This window comes from Paenibacillus sp. V4I7 (genome assembly GCF_030817275.1).
In the GTDB taxonomy this organism is placed as follows: Bacteria; Bacillota; Bacilli; order Paenibacillales; family NBRC-103111; genus Paenibacillus_E.
On sequence record NZ_JAUSZD010000002.1, the window covers coordinates 3917130 to 3933128 of the forward strand.

Below are 15999 nucleotides of genomic sequence, written 5' to 3' on the forward strand. Positions count from 1 at the left end.
AGAGCGAAGGACATCGCTTTATCTTGCGTTCAAATTCCTTAGCATGGGCATACTACTACGCGTGCAACCCGTTTTCCCCCTGTCAAACAGGTTTGCTTATGGATAACTTGGGAGGTAACATGGAATCGTTATTCGTCGATGAAAAGAAAAGAAAACCGCTTTGGACCAAAGCTTTTCTAATTACATCTCTATCCAACTTACTGCTTTTCTTTAGTTTTCAAATGCTCATACCAACAATACCTACACATGTGTCGCAATTAGGCGGAAATGATATTCATGTCGGTCTCGTCATTGGCATTTTCACGATTTCTTCACTGCTTACCCGCCCTTTTGCTGGTCGAGCACTAGATTTGTTTGGAAGAAAACATGTGCTTCTGGTTGGACTCGCGATCTGTGCGCTAACCATTGCCGGGTACTCTTATATGGCTGTTGTTACGCTTATTCTTGCTGCACGCTTTGTTCATGGGATCGGTTGGGGTATGTCCACAACCTCCTTAGGCACTGTTATAGCCGACATCATCCCGGCTGAGCGCCGTGGAGAAGGTATGGGTTATTACGGGTTGTCCAACACGTTCGCCATGGCACTCGCACCGCTTACAGGCCTATGGTTGATGCAAACCTATGGTTTCCCCCGCGTACTTTTAATCTCGACCCTATTAGCACTACTTTCTTTGTTTAGTTCTCTTTTTATTACCTATACCAAGCCGATGCCTGTGAGAAAACCTCTATCGAGGCCATCCAAAGATGAGCAACCGCGTTTAGAGGTAGATTTTATCGCCAATAAGAAAGCGGTTTTCGGGAACCGAAAACTTATATCTTATGTGGACGAAAAGTCGGCTCAAAGGCCGAAGCTTATGGATCGTTTATGGGAACGAACCGCGATGCTTCCCTCCGTTTTATTGCTATGTACAGCAATTTGCTATGGAGGAATTGTGACCTTTATTACGCTGTTCGGCCACGAAGCCGGCATTTCGAATGTCGGTTGGTTTTTCCTATGCAATGCCTCCATGGTGCTTATTGTTAGACCTATAACCGGTATGCTGTTTGATCGAAAAGGACCCGAATGGGTGCTCCTGCCCGGCGCTCTCTTTACCCTTGCTGGTCTCCTGCTTCTTTCTTATGCTCACTCAGAGGCCAGTTTGGCCGCAGCAGCGATATGCTATGGCATAGGCTTCGGATCCTTGCAGCCGGCGCTGCAGGCTTGGACCATTGCACGTGCTGCTCCGAATCGCCGCGGTGCAGCCAACGGTACCTTCTTCTCGGCCAATGACCTCGGCATTGGGTTAGGAGCGATGGTTTTGGGAGCTCTCGCTAACCTAAGCGGGAGTTATGCGTTGATGTACCGTTACTCGACTGTACTTATTCTTGTTTTCATCCTTATTTATGGATGGTGCTTTTGGCAAGCTCGACGAGGCGTTCAGGTGGCACAGCACTAACATGATTATCGTCATCTGACGTTGACTAAGATAGTTCTGAAACGGGAGTAAACATATTACGTCAACGAATCAATCCGCTGCGACGAAGCTCACCAAGTAGAAAATCACCTGGAGGAACATTGGTAACGGCTAGCAGATAAGTGATGCCGCGTTCATAACAAAATGCCCTTAGCGTTTGCGTATATTGCAAAGCAGCTTCTCTGTAGGCTTGCAGCACTTTACTGCTCATCGCTACTTCCCTGGCTGCTCCAGACTCACTGTCAATTAAGCGCAACTCCCCTGTAAGGTTTGGGTTAAGTTCCTCGGGGGCAAGGACTTGGACGGCAACCACTTCTTGCTTCGCAGCAAGCAAGTATTTTAACGATTCTTCAATGCCCTGCTCATACAAAAAATCTGAAAATAACCAAGTCATCCCCGCTTGCCGCGGTAAAATGGATGGATTTCGAAATACAGCCCCAATATCTCCGGTTCCCTCCGTTTGACAACTAGCCAAGAATTCAAAAAGCCTTAAAGAGCTGCCTTTTCCACGAAGTCGTTTCTGTTGCTTGGTCATCTGTGTTGTAAAAGCAGCCGCGCTTACACGGTCAAAACGGTTCAATGACATATAACCAACTCCTGCTGCCAATTGTCTTGCATACTCCCATTTGGAGAGCCGAAGGCTGGCTTCCCCCTCTCCTCTGCCAAAATCCATCGATTTGGATGCATCTAACCACAAATTGACCTGCAGCTCCTGTTCATCCATAAAAAGCTTGATAAACGGCTTACCCGTTCTACCAAAAACATGCCAATCTAGCTGCCGTGTATCATCACCAGGCGTATATAAACGATAATCCGCAAACTCCATGGAAGTACCCATATCCCTTGATCGCTTTTTCCCCTGCATCGTCCCACGTATTCGGTTTTTTGCAGCTATACTCATTTGATCCAGCCGACGCATAAGCGTAGGGTCAAGTAAATTCGCTCCACTGCTCATGGTCTATTCTCCATCGAACTGATAATTGCTTGAATGATCTTATCTGGTGAAATCCCCATAGCTTGACCTTCAAAGTTCAGAAAAAGACGATGACGCAAGGCAGGAACAGCTACCACATTCAAATCATTTTTGGAAACATGAAAACGACCCGCTAGAAAAGCTCTCACTTTCGCTACCGCAATCATAGACTGAACGCCTCTGGGACCTGAGCCAAAACGAATATATTGTTTGACCTCTTCGGGCGCCGTCGCTTCTTCAGGATGCGTATTCATCAGCAGTTGAACCGCATAATCAAGTATGTCTTCAGCGACAAGAATTTCTTTCAACCCCAGTTGAATATCTCGTAAAAGATCGCCATCCGCCACTTTCTCCGCTTGCTGCTGCTTCGCTGATGTTGTGCGCAGGACAATTTCTTTCAACTCGCTTTTAGTTGGATAGGTTACGTTAATTTTTAGAAGAAACCGATCAAGCTGTGCTTCCGGCAGCGGATAAGTACCTTCCTGCTCTAGCGGATTTTGCGTAGCTAAGACGAAAAAAGGAGAAGGCAGCTGGTAGGTTTCTGAACCAACGGTAACTGTTTTCTCCTGCATTGCTTCAAGGAGGGCACTCTGAGTCTTCGGTGTTGCGCGATTAATCTCATCAGCGAGCACAACATGGCCGAATAGAGGGCCTTTTTGAAATTTATAGGACGTCTCGCCTTTCGTTCCAAACTGAATGACATTCGTCCCCGTAATATCGGCCGGCATCAAATCAGGCGTAAATTGAATACGTGTAAAGCTAAGGTCTACGGTATCTGCGATCGTTTTTATGAGCATCGTTTTGCCGAGACCGGGAATTCCTTCAATGAGAGCATGTCCTCCCGCCAATATGCACCATAGCAATTGTGCCACAACCTCTTGCTGGCCAACGATCACACGACCGATCTGTTCCTTCATCTGGCTGACTGCTGATCCCCACGCATCAAATTGCTCTTTCGAATCGACCATCTATTACTGCTCCCCCTTCATCGTTCATTCCTCTTATCGTTGTGGTTGAATTTCAAGGAAATAGTCTCTTACTAAATTTTGCATATGCTGTGGAAGTTCGGAACGATTCAATGCATTAGAAGCCTCTGCCTCGTAATCAGCATAAACATCTTCATACGGCCGAGACGCTCCATCCAACGCCGGTGCTGAGCCGCCTTGGCTCACTTCTCCGCCACTGCCACGCGTTGGCCCGCCGTCGATGTACGTGCCGCCGGTGCCAGAACGCTCGAGCGACGTCGCCACGAGCCCTCGAGAGCCCGCTCCGGTGCCGCCCTGCGTGCCGCCTGTTCCACTGCCACCGCCTGCACCACCTCCGGGGCTGCCGTTGCCGCTGCCGTTGCCGTTGCCGTTGCCACTTGCACCAGCGCCCGCGCCGCCTGCTCCTGCACTCCCTGTGCCTCCGCTACCCGCACCCGCGCCTGCGCCTCCAGCTCCTGCACTGCCCGCACTGCCCGCAGCTGGCGACGTGCTCGGCGCAGCAGCGCCAGCCGCGGCAAGCTGCTCCGCTCGGCCGCCGGGCGCCCAAGCTTGCCCGGGCTGCGCGCCGCTCGCAGCAAGCTCGCGCGCATGCGGCAGCGCACCCGCGGCGAGGCTAGCCGCGGCCTCAGCAGCCTGCGCCTGCTGCTGCGCTAAAGCTTGCTGCGCGTTGCTCGCGGCAGCTAGCCCGGCTTGCAGCTTGGCCAGCGCAGCACCAGCGTCTTCGCCGCTTCGCAACGCGCTGGCGGCCTGTTGGAGCTGCTCGCGAAGCTGCTGCTCGTCTTCTGGCGACGCGGCCGCAGCGGAGGCCGCGAGGCGCTCCAGATCACTTGCGAGCTGTTGTTTCTGCTGCGGTGTCATCTTCTGCACCTGCTCGCCAAGCTTCGCTGCCTCGCGCTGAATACTCTCCGCGCTCTGCTGTTGGAGCGCTTTGCCTAATTCACGAAGCGCTTCCGTTCGCTGCATCGACTCCGCCCATTGCTCCGAGCGTTGTTTTTGTTTCTCCATATGCCCAATACTCGTTTCCATCTTCTTCAATGATTTTTCCAGTTCATCCAAAGCCTTGGCTGAAGTTGGCGTTTGACTTAATCTACGCTCCAGCTCTTTTAGATCCTCTGTCATCTGTTTTATGACTGGGAGTGGAGACGGCTTCGCTGCCAATTGCTTAACAAGTTCATTCACCTGTTTTTTCTGCGCTTCTACCCAGGCTTTATCTTTTACCGCATCAAGTAGAATCGCATCTTTAGGATTAGGCAGAAGGAACAGCAAAACCAATACAAACAACGCGCAGGCTCCGGGCAACCATCTATTTCTCGGAACCCTCATGGATACAACCTTACTTAACTTTTCCTCTACAAAAAGATTCCCTTTCTCAAGGGCATCCTGCCTTTGAAGAGAAGCTACCAATGAAGTTTGATCCTGATGTATGAGAGCTGTTAATATCCGATCTTCCAACCCATGCTGATCAAGCAGTCTTGCCGCATCTACATCAGTAGGTCGACGAAACAACAACCAAATGATCCCAATCCCAATGATTGCTACCAAGCTGAGCAATGCGCCATAACGATACCCACTAATCAGGAAGAGGCGTCCACACACCATCCACATGCAAGCAAGCTCTATACCCATTGTCAAACTACGAATGAAATAGTCCAGTCCCTTTGCTTTTAACAACCGCATTCGTACAGGCTTTAGCAGCATATCTAATGTTGCAAATTTCAAGTGCTGACAGCTCCTCTCTGATCAGATCAGATCATTTTCAATGCATTTCTTCATCATTTCATTCTTATCAAATCCTATTTCTTCCGTTTCATAATCGGCCTTAAATACCTCACACTAAGCCAGATTAGGAAAATCAGGAGAACCGTGTAGCTGCCAACGAAAATATGCCACATTTGCAGCAGCTTATGCCCTTTAAACAATTCCTTGGCAAAATCAGGAACCATCAAACTTGCCAGGATAGCCATCGGGTTAAAACTCAGGAAATAACCAAGTATTTCCTCATTCATCCCTTGCCTTCCTAGATTACCGAAGAAAAGGCCAGCAAGAGCTGTAAACCCAAAAACAAAAAGTACAAAACCATAGGTCGCTATCACGGAGATAACCGTCTTCTTTAGAATTGTAGAGAAGAAAATCCCAACAGCACCAAAGAGAAGCATAACAAATACATAAAAAACAAATACAGAGAGAACTTGTTTTGGAGAGACGCCCCCATATAAGAAAACAATACTGTACAATGGCATCGTAGCCACTACCGTCAACAGCATGAAACTAAGGGAAGCAAACAGCTTACTGAGAATAATCGTCCCCGAACTCTGCTGTGTCGTAAGCAGCATGTTTAATGTCTGTTTTTCACGTTCTCCGCTTACAACCCCAGCTGTTAAACCAGGCGTCATAAAAGCGATCAAGACAAGCTGCGCTCCGCTTAGAAAGTAAAATAGTTCACTGCTTCTCGCTGCATTAAGCACCCCTGCCTGCTGGTTACTCATGTTTATATAAGCAAATCCAAGGGCAAACAGGCCAATGGCTATCAGATAAACCAGAATTGAGATCGGAGATCGAATCGTCCGCATGCGCAAGCGAAATTCTTTTTCCATGACAGGATTAATCCAATTTAACTTGCTGTTCATCGTGCGCTCCGCCTCCTTTCGTTATTTCCAGGAAGACATCTTCCAAATTCGTCAAAGCTTCACTAAACGAAAGCAGAGGAAAGCCTTTTTCAACCAATCGTGCAAGTAACAGAGACTGGTCCTCGTCCGTCCCGCCAAAGTGAACGTGCAAACCTTTCTCGTCGTTAAACACCATAGTGACATGAGGCTGTTGTTCAAGGTAGGCCAATGCTTCTTCCGTCCTATTCACCATACGTACTTGAAGTACACGATTGGCTTTCATCCTGCTTTGAATCTCTGATACTTTCCCTTTTGCGATAAGCTTCCCATATTCGATAACACCGATTTCATCAACCATTTCAGCCAACTCCGGCAAAATATGTGATGATATAATGATGGTTTTACCCATCGCTTTGAGCTCTTTAAGTATTTCTCTCATTTCGATTCGAGCTCTAGGATCAAGTCCTGAGGCCGGTTCATCGAGAATCAGCACCTCCGGCTCATGCACCAAGCATCTAGCTAAGCATAGACGCTGTTTCATACCTCTAGACAATGAATCCACATAGAAGTCTGCTTTTTCCGATAAATTGACAAGGTCAAGGAGCTGCGGAATCAGCTTCAATCGTTCGGATCTAGGAATACCATAACTTGCGCCATAGAAATCCAAATACTCTGTAGCTTTGAAATTGTCATACACGCCAAAAAAATCCGGCATATACCCAATCAGCTTTCGAACCTCTTTCGGCTTCTCCGTAACATCATATCCACCAACCTTGGCTGTACCCGATGTCGGGTTTAAAAGAGTCGCAAGAATGGACATCGTTGTCGACTTACCCGCCCCATTAGGGCCTACAAAACCAAATACGGTTCCTTTATCGATTTGCATGGTCAAAGAATCAAGAGCCGTGAAGTTACCGTATTTCTTCGTTAGTTCCGTAGTCGTAATCATCGTTTCACCGATCCTTCCAGAGAAACTGCAGGAATTCGGAACATGGTATGATTTTGTACCGTGGTTACTTTCATGCGAATCGATTTCCCCTCTAGCAAGTATGGCTGCAGTTTGTCTCCCTCCCAGGATTGGAATGATTTTAAGGTGAATGGCTCCCAGGCCTTGGACTGTGAATTCCATAAATCCAAGGTTACATCGGGATTGGGATCGCCCGTCATTTCCATCGTTTGATAACTGGCACCCGCAATGAAAGGCAATTGATAATTGAGCGTAACATCTCCGCTGCCCATTTCCATGAAAGGACCATTTTGGATTTGAATGGCGCTCATTTTCAAATGATTATCGATCAATTCAGGTACCATCGTCGTGCTTGGAATTATTATTTTACCGTCAGGTGTCACATAATCAATCTCCATGTCCTGGGCTATAAGCGTTAACTGCTCAGCAGGTATACTGCCGTTTGAAGATAGGTTTAAGGAAGTCTGTTCCTTTAACCACCCGATAATCATCGGATCAAACCCTCCCGAAAACGTGGACTTGCGATGTAAATACGCACTTAACATGGAACGCTGATGCAAGCCCGTATCATACCCGTTATTCGTACTAGGATGTGGATAAGCAAGCTGCGCAACATCGGGACCATTGGAGATTGCCAAACCATTCGCCGTATCAAAGCTGGCTGAAGCTCCGGCCTTTACGGAACCGATTTTGATAAACGATTGATTCACCAGCACGGCTACATCTGTCAAATCCTTTTTCGTATTGTTCGTTATTTGCCCTTTTGCTCCTTTGGCAGATAACTCCGAAATATTGTAGTCAAGCATCCCTAACTGAACTTGCTGCTCATCGTCCATTGCCAATTTGCTGATCGAAGAGTAAGGAATATCCTGTAATTCTACGATTGATGCTTCCTGCTCTTGTCTAATAATGAGTTCACTTCGATCATGAAGCTGTAAGCTAGGATACACTTCTCCTTGCATATAAGGAGATACGGCTGCTTTTCCAGGGAATTTAAACTCCATGCTGCCCCCCTTAGGTAAAAATACAGACAACGTGGACTGCTTTATCCCTGTGCCAGAGCCATTTAATGTAATCGTATTAAACGTTTGAGCCATTGTACTCCCACGATTGGACGCCCCAAATTGAAAGATTCCGATACTTGTCACGATAGCAGCAATTGGAATGACGAACCAAGCCCATTCCCTTCGATCTAGCCGACGTAAAATCATATAGAGTAAAGGTCCAACAACAATCGCATAAAGCAGTAAAACCAATGCCAGAATAGCCAATTTAGGCGGCTGCAAGGATGGGAAGTATTCTAATGCCCGGTCCAACTCATAGTAGGGATCATTGCCGTACTTTTGATTTATATTAGAGGCATTCGCAGTTTCTAATGGTCCAGACAGCATTTGCTCCCATAATCTAGCATTCCCGTTCCATGAGGCAAGTGGATTTAGAGATAAATCATACGCCACGTAGGTCACGAACCCGCTCCCATACGCACCTCTCGCATATATAGGAAACGCTCCTTCAGTAACAACCGATTCTGCTCCTTTAACAAGATTTGCTTGTGAAAGCGTAAACGGCTGTGTGAGGATCAGCTCCTTCTCCCCCAACTTCGCGAGCTCAGTAAGCTCTTTCACTGTCGTTGTACCTTGATATGTCACAGGAGAAGCTTCTACGAAAGGTGCAGCAGTCTTCGGATAGCCAGCACCGCCAGCTAACAGAAGGGTACCACCCCTTTTTGTCCATTGCAGGATGGCTTGTACTTGCTCCCCAGTCAGTGTATCCGAGGCAAAATCGTTCAAGGCAAGAACATCTAATCCATCTAAACCCAAAGCTTCACGCGGAATATCTGCTTGTTTGAGATGAAGAAGATTGAGCTTCTTGCCCGACTGGCCGAGCAGCGAAAGGAAGTTCAGTGTATCTATATCTCTGGCTAGAACGCCAACCTGCAAAGTCTCTTTAGGTAAATGGAAGGCTTCCAGATAGGTTTTGCCATCTAACGTTTTTTTCTTTCCGTTTTTTAGTGATTTTTCATAAAAGGCAATTGTATTATTGCTTTTTGTATACGCGTAACCAGGTATGAGCATGGTTACCATTTTCGTGCTGCCTTTTGGAAGCTCGATATGCTGTACATAGCTAAAATCCTTACTCCGATTCGGATTGGCTACCTGTATCACGAGATCGCCGGATAAATCTTCTCCTTGATTATGCAGTGTCATTGTAACAGGCGTCCAACGCCCCTGTTTGACATTTGAAGCTCCGAATCCAACTTCCGATTGAATCTCAATCATCGCTTCATCTGCACGAACTACGCCGGAAAATGGAACAAAAGCTTGGAAACATAAAGCAAGGATCGAACACACTAGAAAACAAGTGAGACGAAATGTACGTGTCTTAAACGAACTCAATTTCACGCTGTGAACTCCCTTCTATTCATAACCTACTTCATAACTAGACGACAGAATTGGAAGAAAGTTTCAAATTCTAACATAAAAAAACAAACCGCTTCGCTGATTACTTCAGCTTGGCGGTTTTCCATATCGTCTATTCATTTCTTGCCTTGAATTGCAGCAATCGTACCCATTTGAAGGTTAAGCCAATCGTAATAACAAGCGAAGCCGCTACAATAGGGATCCATACATGCAGCATTTCATAATCATGCAGCAGCCAATCAATCATTTTCTCATCTTTAACAAACATTTCTCCCGCTGTATATCCGAGAATGCCTGCACCCATAAATACGAGAATCGGAAATTTCTGCAGCAGTTCCATCACTAGCGTACTTCCCCATATAATGATGGGGATACTGAGCCCTATACCGAGAATGATGACTGTATTGTTCCCATTCCCTTTAGCTGCAATCGCAAGAACATTATCCAAACTCATAACGAAATCCGCTACAACAATCGTCCATATCGCTTTACCAAGCGTCGAGGCTTCTTTCACATTTGAATGACTGTCATCATCCGTAAGAAGTTTTATTGCAATCCAGAACAGCAGAAGGGACCCCACGGCTTGAATATATGGGATATCGAGCAGACTTACAGCAACTAAAGTCAAGATCAACCGCAAGGCAATTGCCCCGAAAGCTCCCCACCATATTGCAAGCTTACGCTGGGCAAGCGGCAAATTTTTGCTCGCCAATGCAATGACAACGGCATTATCACCGCTAAGCACAATATTGATCAACATAATTTGTAAAAACAAAATGAGCGCATCAATCATGCTTTACAACCTCCCAAGATGCATGGCAAGCAGGTGACGATATCTGCGATCATAGCGGCGAATAAGTTAGAAGCGGAGAGACTTTGAGCTACACTCAAAGATCCCTATATTAAGTCCGACACCTTCTTCATTTGTCCATGAACAATTTCAATCGTTTCTGTTTGTAAAACAGCTTTCTCAATTAATTCAGGTAAGAAGTCCATGCTGTTCTCGATTTTCTCAACCATACGCAGGTTAGGATTGGTACTTGGAGATGGAGGAAGAAATAAGGAACAGCAATCCTCATAAGGCAAAATCGAGATCGGGAAAGTGCTGATCGATTCAGCTATTCGAATAATCTCTTGCTTGTCCATCATCATGAGCGGCTGTAAAAGCGGCAGCGTTACAACGCGCCCTATGACGTTTAGGCTCGGCAGCGTTTGACTAGCCACCTGTCCTAAGCTTTCACCAGTCACTAACGCACTTAGACCTTCTCGGTCTGCAATCTGTTCGGCAATGCGATACATCGCTCTCCGTATAAGCGTTACTAATAAATTATCTTGATACTCACGGTGGATAGATGTCTGTACTTCCGTAAATGGAACTAAATGAAGCTTCAAGGAATCTGTATAAGCAGACAACTGGTGTGCCAGTTCAATCACTTTATCCTTTGCACGCTCGCTGGTGTACGGATAACTATGAAAGTGAATGGCTTCGATGGAAAGTCCCTTACGCATCGCTAACCAGCCGGCAACCGGACTATCAATACCCCCAGATAGCATCAGCAGCGCTTTTCCACTCGTTCCAGACGGGAATCCTCCTGCCCCCTCAATAACCTCTACATACATGAGTACTTGTTCTTCGCGAATCTCCACCCGCAGCTCAACCTCAGGATTATGAACATCCACTTGAAGACCCGGTGATGCTTGGAGTACATAGCCTCCAACCAAATAATTCATTCGCTGTGAATCAAATGGAAATGATTTGTTCACTCTGCGAACGGTCACTTTAAAGGTTGCTGGTTGTTTCGGCAATGCCTGCATCATGCGCAGCGCCATCTCTTGAATGGCTTCGACCTCCATAGGAGCATGATAGGCAGGACTGAACGACGCAAGTCCAAAAACGCGCTGCAAAGCTGCTGAAGCTTGTTCATAAGCTGCTCCCCCTAGCTCCACATATACGCGTCCAAACTCGGGAATATACCTTAAATCAGGAAATGGGCCTAAAACTTTACGAATTTGAGTCATGACGCTTCGTTCAAAACGCTTACGATTTTTTCCTTTGAGCATCATCTCGCCAAAACGCAAAATTAAACAATCCGGTTTCATCTACGGTTCCCCCTTCTGACTGATGATTTGCCGAGCATGGGAGCGAGTTCCTTCACGACCTCCCGCAATGCGAAAACCAATAACTCTATCTCTTTTTCTTGCTGTTCGTCAGAGAAGCTAACTCTAAGTCCACTGACAGCTCTTTCTCGACTACAGCCTAAAGCTAGCATCACCGTGCTTGGATCTGATTCCTCTGAAGCACAGGCTGATTTCGTAGAAATGTATATTTGCCTCTGTTCGAGAGCATGAACAACAACCTCAGCCTTCATACCCGCGAAGGCAAAGTGAACAATATGGGGAGCCATCTCCTCTTGCTGCTCGGATCCTGTAAGGGTGAGCTCAGGGATTGATGAGATACCATCCACAATCATACGTCTTAACCGATACATATGCTCTGTTTTCGCTGTAAGGTTCTCTACGGAAAGTCGGAGCGCTTTGGCCATTCCTACAATAAGTGGAACATTTTCCGTACCGGAGCGAATGCCATATTCTTGACCGCCCCCTACAAGCAAAGGCTTGAGCTGCACACCCTCTCTGCGGTATAGAAACCCAACTCCCTTAGGACCTCTGAATTTATGAGCAGATGCACTGCATAAGTCTACGCCCCACTCTTTAGGGTGAAAAGGAAGCTTTGCAATGCCTTGAACGGCATCAACATGAAATAGCACCTTTGGATATTGAGCTAACCATTGGCCAATTTCTTGGATAGGCTGAATCGTACCTACTTCATTATTGACATACATCACACTAACAAGAATGGTATCCTCTGTTATTGCTTCTTGAAGGGTCTCTAGCTCAACACACCCCTTACTATTCACAGGTAAATAAGTAACTCGAAAACCCTCACGCTCCAGTTCAAGAAAAACTTCCTTCACCGAAGCGTGTTCGATTTGCGTTGTAATGAGATGCTTGCCGCGGTTTTGATAGCTGTAAACGGCACCTTTAATCGCCAAATTATTACTTTCCGTCCCGCCGGATGTACATATAATTTCAGCAGGCAGCACACCTAATGCTCCGGCAATCACCTCTTTGGAGCTGTTTAGGAGCTTCTCCGCTTGTATCCCTAATCGATGAATCGATGATGGATTTCCATAATGTTCCTTCATCACTTCGGCTATCGTATCAATGACTTCTTCATAAAGTGGCGTTGTCGCCGCGTAGTCCAAATATAGCATTTTTTGCTGATTCCCCTTTATCACGCTCTTGCTGCCGCGCACAATCAAATTAAATTCCTTTCATCATTAAAGCTTAAAACAGGGCATAACTCAAGCATCCTCGGGTAACACAAAAAGCCGACCTCCGCTTAAACATTCGGAAATCAGCTTGTTAGCTAATGATTATAATGAAAAATTCTGCCTGTGACCCATCACTTTAGAGATGTAGCCTTGCGTTTCCCTTGGCAGTAAATGGAGCTTGTTAGCCAGATCCTGATCGGTCTTGATGCCTAATCGGTCAACACGTCCAGGCCCGGCATTGTAAGCTGCAAGAGCAACCCCTTCATTTCCGTTGTACTTCTTAATTAAGTTGCTAAGGAAATGAGTACCTGCATCGACATTTTGCTTAGGATCAAATGGGTTCGTTACACCGAAGCCTCTGCCTGTCCCATCCATCAGCTGCATCAAACCTTTGGCACCTGCCGGCGATACGGCCTGGTGATTGAATTCTGATTCTTGCTGAATGACCGCCTTGACTAGCGAGGTATCCACACCGTATTTATGACTTGCCTCTTGGATAAGACCGTCATACTGCGAGACCGAGGATGCTTTACTCACGGTTTGTATGGGTGTATAAGCCCTATTCAAAGCCCCCAAAGAACTTGGCATACTGTTAGTCGAGTTACCTAGCATGGAAGATAAAGTGTCTTGGTTTGTAACGCTAGTTCCACCAGATTGTCCCATAATCGTGTCGAGCAGCGCACTAAAATCGCCTGAATCATCCGTACTTGATGTCGCGGTTTCACCGGATAGCAAACTCATTTTACCCATCAACTGAAGCTGGAGCAATTCTTTCATTACTCTAGGATCAATGCTGTTCGTGCTGTTCATCCGTCAGACCTCGTTTCTATCCATTCATCGTTGTCTTCATTGTACACGTTTTGTGCCCTGACGACCATCCCCAATTTATAAGGAATCATTAAAAAAGAGACCGTCATTTGACAGTCTCTCTTCCATCTCAAGAAATGTTTTGCTGCAGTAACTCATTCTCATCCGACAATTTTCTTACCATGACACGAGAAATCCGTAGATGATCTGTCTCTTCAACAATAAATATGAACTCATCGTTGTAACTGACCTGCTGGTTCTTGCTTGGCGGTATCTCCGTTTTCGAGTAAATCCATCCGCCGATTGTATCATAATCATCCGACTCAATTTCAAGTCCGAAATATTCATTCACTTCATCAATTAGCAGCAATCCATCAATGGAATAGGTGTTTTCATCCTTGATTTCAATTGTAGGACGCTCTTCATCGAACTCATCTTGAATTTCTCCAACAATTTCTTCCATAATGTCTTCCAGTGTCACAAGACCTGATGTTCCACCGTACTCATCAATGAGCAATGCCATCTGGCTTTTCCTTTTCTGCATCATTTTTAACAAATCACTGATAAGAATCGAATCTGGAACTGTCGTTATCGGTCGGATAATCTTCTTGATCCCTTTCAGGTTCGCATCCGGCTTGAGTAAATCCTTGATGTGGACGAAGCCAATAATATTGTCTTTGTCCGGATCACATACCGGGTAGCGCGTACGCATTTCTTTAATGGCAATCGCAAGATTCTCAGAATAGGTAAGTCCGGCATACAAACATTCCATTTCTGTTCTTGGGATCATAATTTCCCTGGCAGTCGTCTCTGCAAATCCAAATATATTATCAACAAGCGTAAGCTCTGTATTATCTATAAGTCCGTTTTTGTGACTTTCTTTCATAAGGACACGAATCTCGTCCTCCGTATGCGCCGATTCATGTTCAGTTGCAGGCTCGATTCCTGCACGTCGTAACATCCAGTTCGATATACCATTCAATAACCAAATAAACGGATACATCACTTTGTAGAAAAATACCATGGGCCCTGCAGATAGCAGAGTTATTTGTTCAGCTTTACGAATCGCATACGTCTTAGGGAACTGTTCGCCTAATGTAATATGCAATGTGGTCATTAAGGAGAAAGCAATAATGAAGGTAATCGTGTGGAACACCGTATCTGGCAAATTCAGCGGAGCAAATAATGGCTCCAGAATTCTGGCGAACGTCGGCTCCCCGACATAACCAAGTCCCAACGAAGTAAGTGTAATCCCGAGCTGACAAGCTCCTAAGTAGGCGTCGAGATTATTCATAATTCCTTGTGCAAATTTTGCATTGCGTCGGCCTTCACCAACAAGAGAATCAATGCGACTACCTCTTACCTTGACCATCGCGAATTCAGCTGCGACAAAAAAACCATTTAATAACACCAGTCCAAACATTAACAGAAAACTGATTAACGTTCCGGGCAAAGGATCTTCCAATACCTTACCTATCCCCTATCAAGCGCGATTACTGCACCAAGGAGAATAGGTACACCTCCCTTTATTTCGATTTAATTTAAATATCACTTTTCATTATATAATAATACTGTAATCATTCAAAGGTGCGAATATGACTCCTGAAGCCAAATAGTACGAGCAAACGGGAGTATACGCATTAAAACGGTGGCTTAATGAGTCTCTACCCGCTATTTATCCCTCTGAAACGCGAATTTACGCGTTTTTTTCATAAAAAAAATAAAAACAAGCCGATCTCTCGGCTTGCTTTTAATCAGTCAAGCAAAATAGGGTACTAACAAAAAATAGGCGGCGACGGCAATAAAACCAAGCGCGACTGACCAAGACCCTAGTCTTTTATTCCCCATAAGAAACGCAATAACGCCAAGCACAATACCCGAAACACCCAATAGCACTGGCCATACAAAAAGAGAAGCCAATGCAACGAATAGTGCAACATAACCTACAGCTTTGTTACGCGTAACTGCCTCAACCAATTCCCCTATCTCCTCATCTGACACATCAGAGTGAGTCTCTGGTTTAGCCTTATACGGCTCGGCATAGTTGATTCTTCGTGTAGGTACGACAATCTCGGCTGCGTATTCTTCCTTATGGTTCAATCCGCTCTCAATACGGAGCTGATCCTTTTGGTACCGCTCCTTGGTGGCATTATCCAGAGGGACATCGTCTTTATTCATGCTGCCTCCATGTTACGCGCCTTAATGTTTTTTCTTAGCTTTGAAAGTGTGGCAGCAAGTATTAGCGACTTTGTTTGCTGCATCTTGATGATCCGTATCAAATGATTCCCCTGCAAACTCTTCATTATAATTGGCGGCAGCATGCTGATCGACTTCAATCATAATCGTTCCTGCACTACAGTTGTTGCCTTGCGCCCAGTATTCGCAATTGGCAACTGCACATTTTACATCCGGCATAATCATCACCCCTTTAACAATTTGCCCGCTGTCAGG

Annotated in this window: 14 protein-coding genes; 1 reads left to right on the forward strand and 13 read right to left on the reverse strand. The window is 45.9% G+C overall.

Annotated elements, in window-relative coordinates:
- The first annotated feature begins 119 nt into the window (after window positions 1-119).
- Entirely contained in the window at window positions 120-1436 is a 1317-nt protein-coding gene (locus tag QFZ80_RS19325; protein WP_307560547.1) for an MFS transporter, read from the forward strand.
- Window positions 1437-1497: 61 nt separating this feature from the next.
- Here QFZ80_RS19325 and QFZ80_RS19330 read toward each other — a convergent pair whose 3' ends face one another.
- The 13 genes from QFZ80_RS19330 to QFZ80_RS19390 all read right to left on the reverse strand — a co-directional run bounded on the left by QFZ80_RS19330 (window position 1498) and on the right by QFZ80_RS19390 (window position 15963).
- On the reverse strand, window positions 1498-2409 hold the full coding sequence (locus QFZ80_RS19330) for a DUF58 domain-containing protein (RefSeq protein WP_307560548.1): 912 nt from the start codon (window positions 2407-2409) through the stop codon (window positions 1498-1500).
- Window positions 2406-3395 (reverse strand): AAA family ATPase, encoded by a 990-nt coding sequence (locus QFZ80_RS19335; protein ID WP_307560550.1) that lies wholly within the window; start codon window positions 3393-3395, stop codon window positions 2406-2408. Before QFZ80_RS19335 ends, QFZ80_RS19330 begins: the two co-directional genes overlap by 4 nt.
- Window positions 3396-3428: 33 nt before the next feature.
- Window positions 3429-5132 (reverse strand): coiled-coil domain-containing protein, encoded by a 1704-nt coding sequence (locus QFZ80_RS19340; RefSeq protein WP_307560552.1) that lies wholly within the window; start codon window positions 5130-5132, stop codon window positions 3429-3431.
- A 74-nt stretch (window positions 5133-5206) separates the two neighbouring features.
- Window positions 5207-6040, reverse strand: coding sequence for an ABC transporter permease (locus QFZ80_RS19345; RefSeq protein WP_307560554.1), 834 nt, complete (start codon window positions 6038-6040; stop codon window positions 5207-5209).
- Window positions 6015-6968 carry an ABC transporter ATP-binding protein gene (locus tag QFZ80_RS19350; protein ID WP_307560557.1) on the reverse strand — a complete coding sequence of 318 codons (954 nt, stop codon included), beginning with the start codon at window positions 6966-6968 and terminating at the stop codon, window positions 6015-6017. The genes QFZ80_RS19345 and QFZ80_RS19350 overlap by 26 nt, the downstream gene beginning before the upstream one ends.
- The gene (locus tag QFZ80_RS19355) at window positions 6965-9388 is read right to left on the reverse strand and encodes a hypothetical protein (RefSeq protein WP_307560559.1); all 2424 of its coding nucleotides are present in this window, start codon (window positions 9386-9388) and stop codon (window positions 6965-6967) included. Before QFZ80_RS19355 ends, QFZ80_RS19350 begins: the two co-directional genes overlap by 4 nt.
- 130 nt (window positions 9389-9518) lie before the next feature.
- A complete protein-coding gene (locus tag QFZ80_RS19360) occupies window positions 9519-10199 on the reverse strand; it encodes a TerC family protein (protein WP_307555079.1) in 681 nt (226 codons plus the stop codon).
- Between the two features lie 104 nt (window positions 10200-10303).
- Window positions 10304-11506 carry a tRNA uracil 4-sulfurtransferase ThiI gene (gene thiI / locus QFZ80_RS19365; RefSeq protein ID WP_307560560.1) on the reverse strand — a complete coding sequence of 401 codons (1203 nt, stop codon included), beginning with the start codon at window positions 11504-11506 and terminating at the stop codon, window positions 10304-10306.
- Window positions 11503-12681: a cysteine desulfurase family protein gene (locus QFZ80_RS19370; RefSeq protein WP_307560561.1), complete on the reverse strand. Its 1179-nt coding sequence runs from the start codon at window positions 12679-12681 to the stop codon at window positions 11503-11505. Before QFZ80_RS19370 ends, thiI begins: the two co-directional genes overlap by 4 nt.
- A gap of 162 nt (window positions 12682-12843) precedes the next feature.
- Complete coding sequence (locus QFZ80_RS19375) at window positions 12844-13551, reverse strand: lytic transglycosylase domain-containing protein (protein ID WP_307555072.1); 708 nt, start codon at window positions 13549-13551, stop codon at window positions 12844-12846.
- Between the two features lie 127 nt (window positions 13552-13678).
- The gene (locus tag QFZ80_RS19380) at window positions 13679-14971 is read right to left on the reverse strand and encodes a hemolysin family protein (RefSeq protein ID WP_307556100.1); all 1293 of its coding nucleotides are present in this window, start codon (window positions 14969-14971) and stop codon (window positions 13679-13681) included.
- Window positions 14972-15306: 335 nt separating this feature from the next.
- Window positions 15307-15726 (reverse strand): hypothetical protein, encoded by a 420-nt coding sequence (locus QFZ80_RS19385; RefSeq protein ID WP_307560563.1) that lies wholly within the window; start codon window positions 15724-15726, stop codon window positions 15307-15309.
- Between the two features lie 21 nt (window positions 15727-15747).
- Window positions 15748-15963 (reverse strand): DUF1540 domain-containing protein, encoded by a 216-nt coding sequence (locus tag QFZ80_RS19390; RefSeq protein ID WP_171688477.1) that lies wholly within the window; start codon window positions 15961-15963, stop codon window positions 15748-15750.
- Between the last annotated feature and the right edge of the window lie 36 nt (window positions 15964-15999).

What these genes read in the sequence shown, in the direction of transcription:
- QFZ80_RS19345 (WP_307560554.1), bottom strand. Translation starts at nt 6,040, where the DNA reads ATGAACAGCAAGTTAAATTGGATTAATCCTGTCATGGAAAAAGAATTT.
- QFZ80_RS19390 (WP_171688477.1), bottom strand. Translation starts at nt 15,963, where the DNA reads ATGCCGGATGTAAAATGTGCAGTTGCCAATTGCGAATACTGGGCGCAA.
- QFZ80_RS19360 (WP_307555079.1), bottom strand. Translation starts at nt 10,199, where the DNA reads ATGATTGATGCGCTCATTTTGTTTTTACAAATTATGTTGATCAATATT.
- QFZ80_RS19335 (WP_307560550.1), bottom strand. Translation starts at nt 3,395, where the DNA reads ATGGTCGATTCGAAAGAGCAATTTGATGCGTGGGGATCAGCAGTCAGC.
- QFZ80_RS19385 (WP_307560563.1), bottom strand. Translation starts at nt 15,726, where the DNA reads ATGAATAAAGACGATGTCCCTCTGGATAATGCCACCAAGGAGCGGTAC.
- thiI (WP_307560560.1), bottom strand. Translation starts at nt 11,506, where the DNA reads ATGAAACCGGATTGTTTAATTTTGCGTTTTGGCGAGATGATGCTCAAA.
- QFZ80_RS19330 (WP_307560548.1), bottom strand. Translation starts at nt 2,409, where the DNA reads ATGAGCAGTGGAGCGAATTTACTTGACCCTACGCTTATGCGTCGGCTG.
- QFZ80_RS19380 (WP_307556100.1), bottom strand. Translation starts at nt 14,971, where the DNA reads ATGTTTGGACTGGTGTTATTAAATGGTTTTTTTGTCGCAGCTGAATTC.
- QFZ80_RS19325 (WP_307560547.1), top strand. Translation starts at nt 120, where the DNA reads ATGGAATCGTTATTCGTCGATGAAAAGAAAAGAAAACCGCTTTGGACC.
- QFZ80_RS19375 (WP_307555072.1), bottom strand. Translation starts at nt 13,551, where the DNA reads ATGAACAGCACGAACAGCATTGATCCTAGAGTAATGAAAGAATTGCTC.
- QFZ80_RS19370 (WP_307560561.1), bottom strand. Translation starts at nt 12,681, where the DNA reads ATGCTATATTTGGACTACGCGGCGACAACGCCACTTTATGAAGAAGTC.
- QFZ80_RS19350 (WP_307560557.1), bottom strand. Translation starts at nt 6,968, where the DNA reads ATGATTACGACTACGGAACTAACGAAGAAATACGGTAACTTCACGGCT.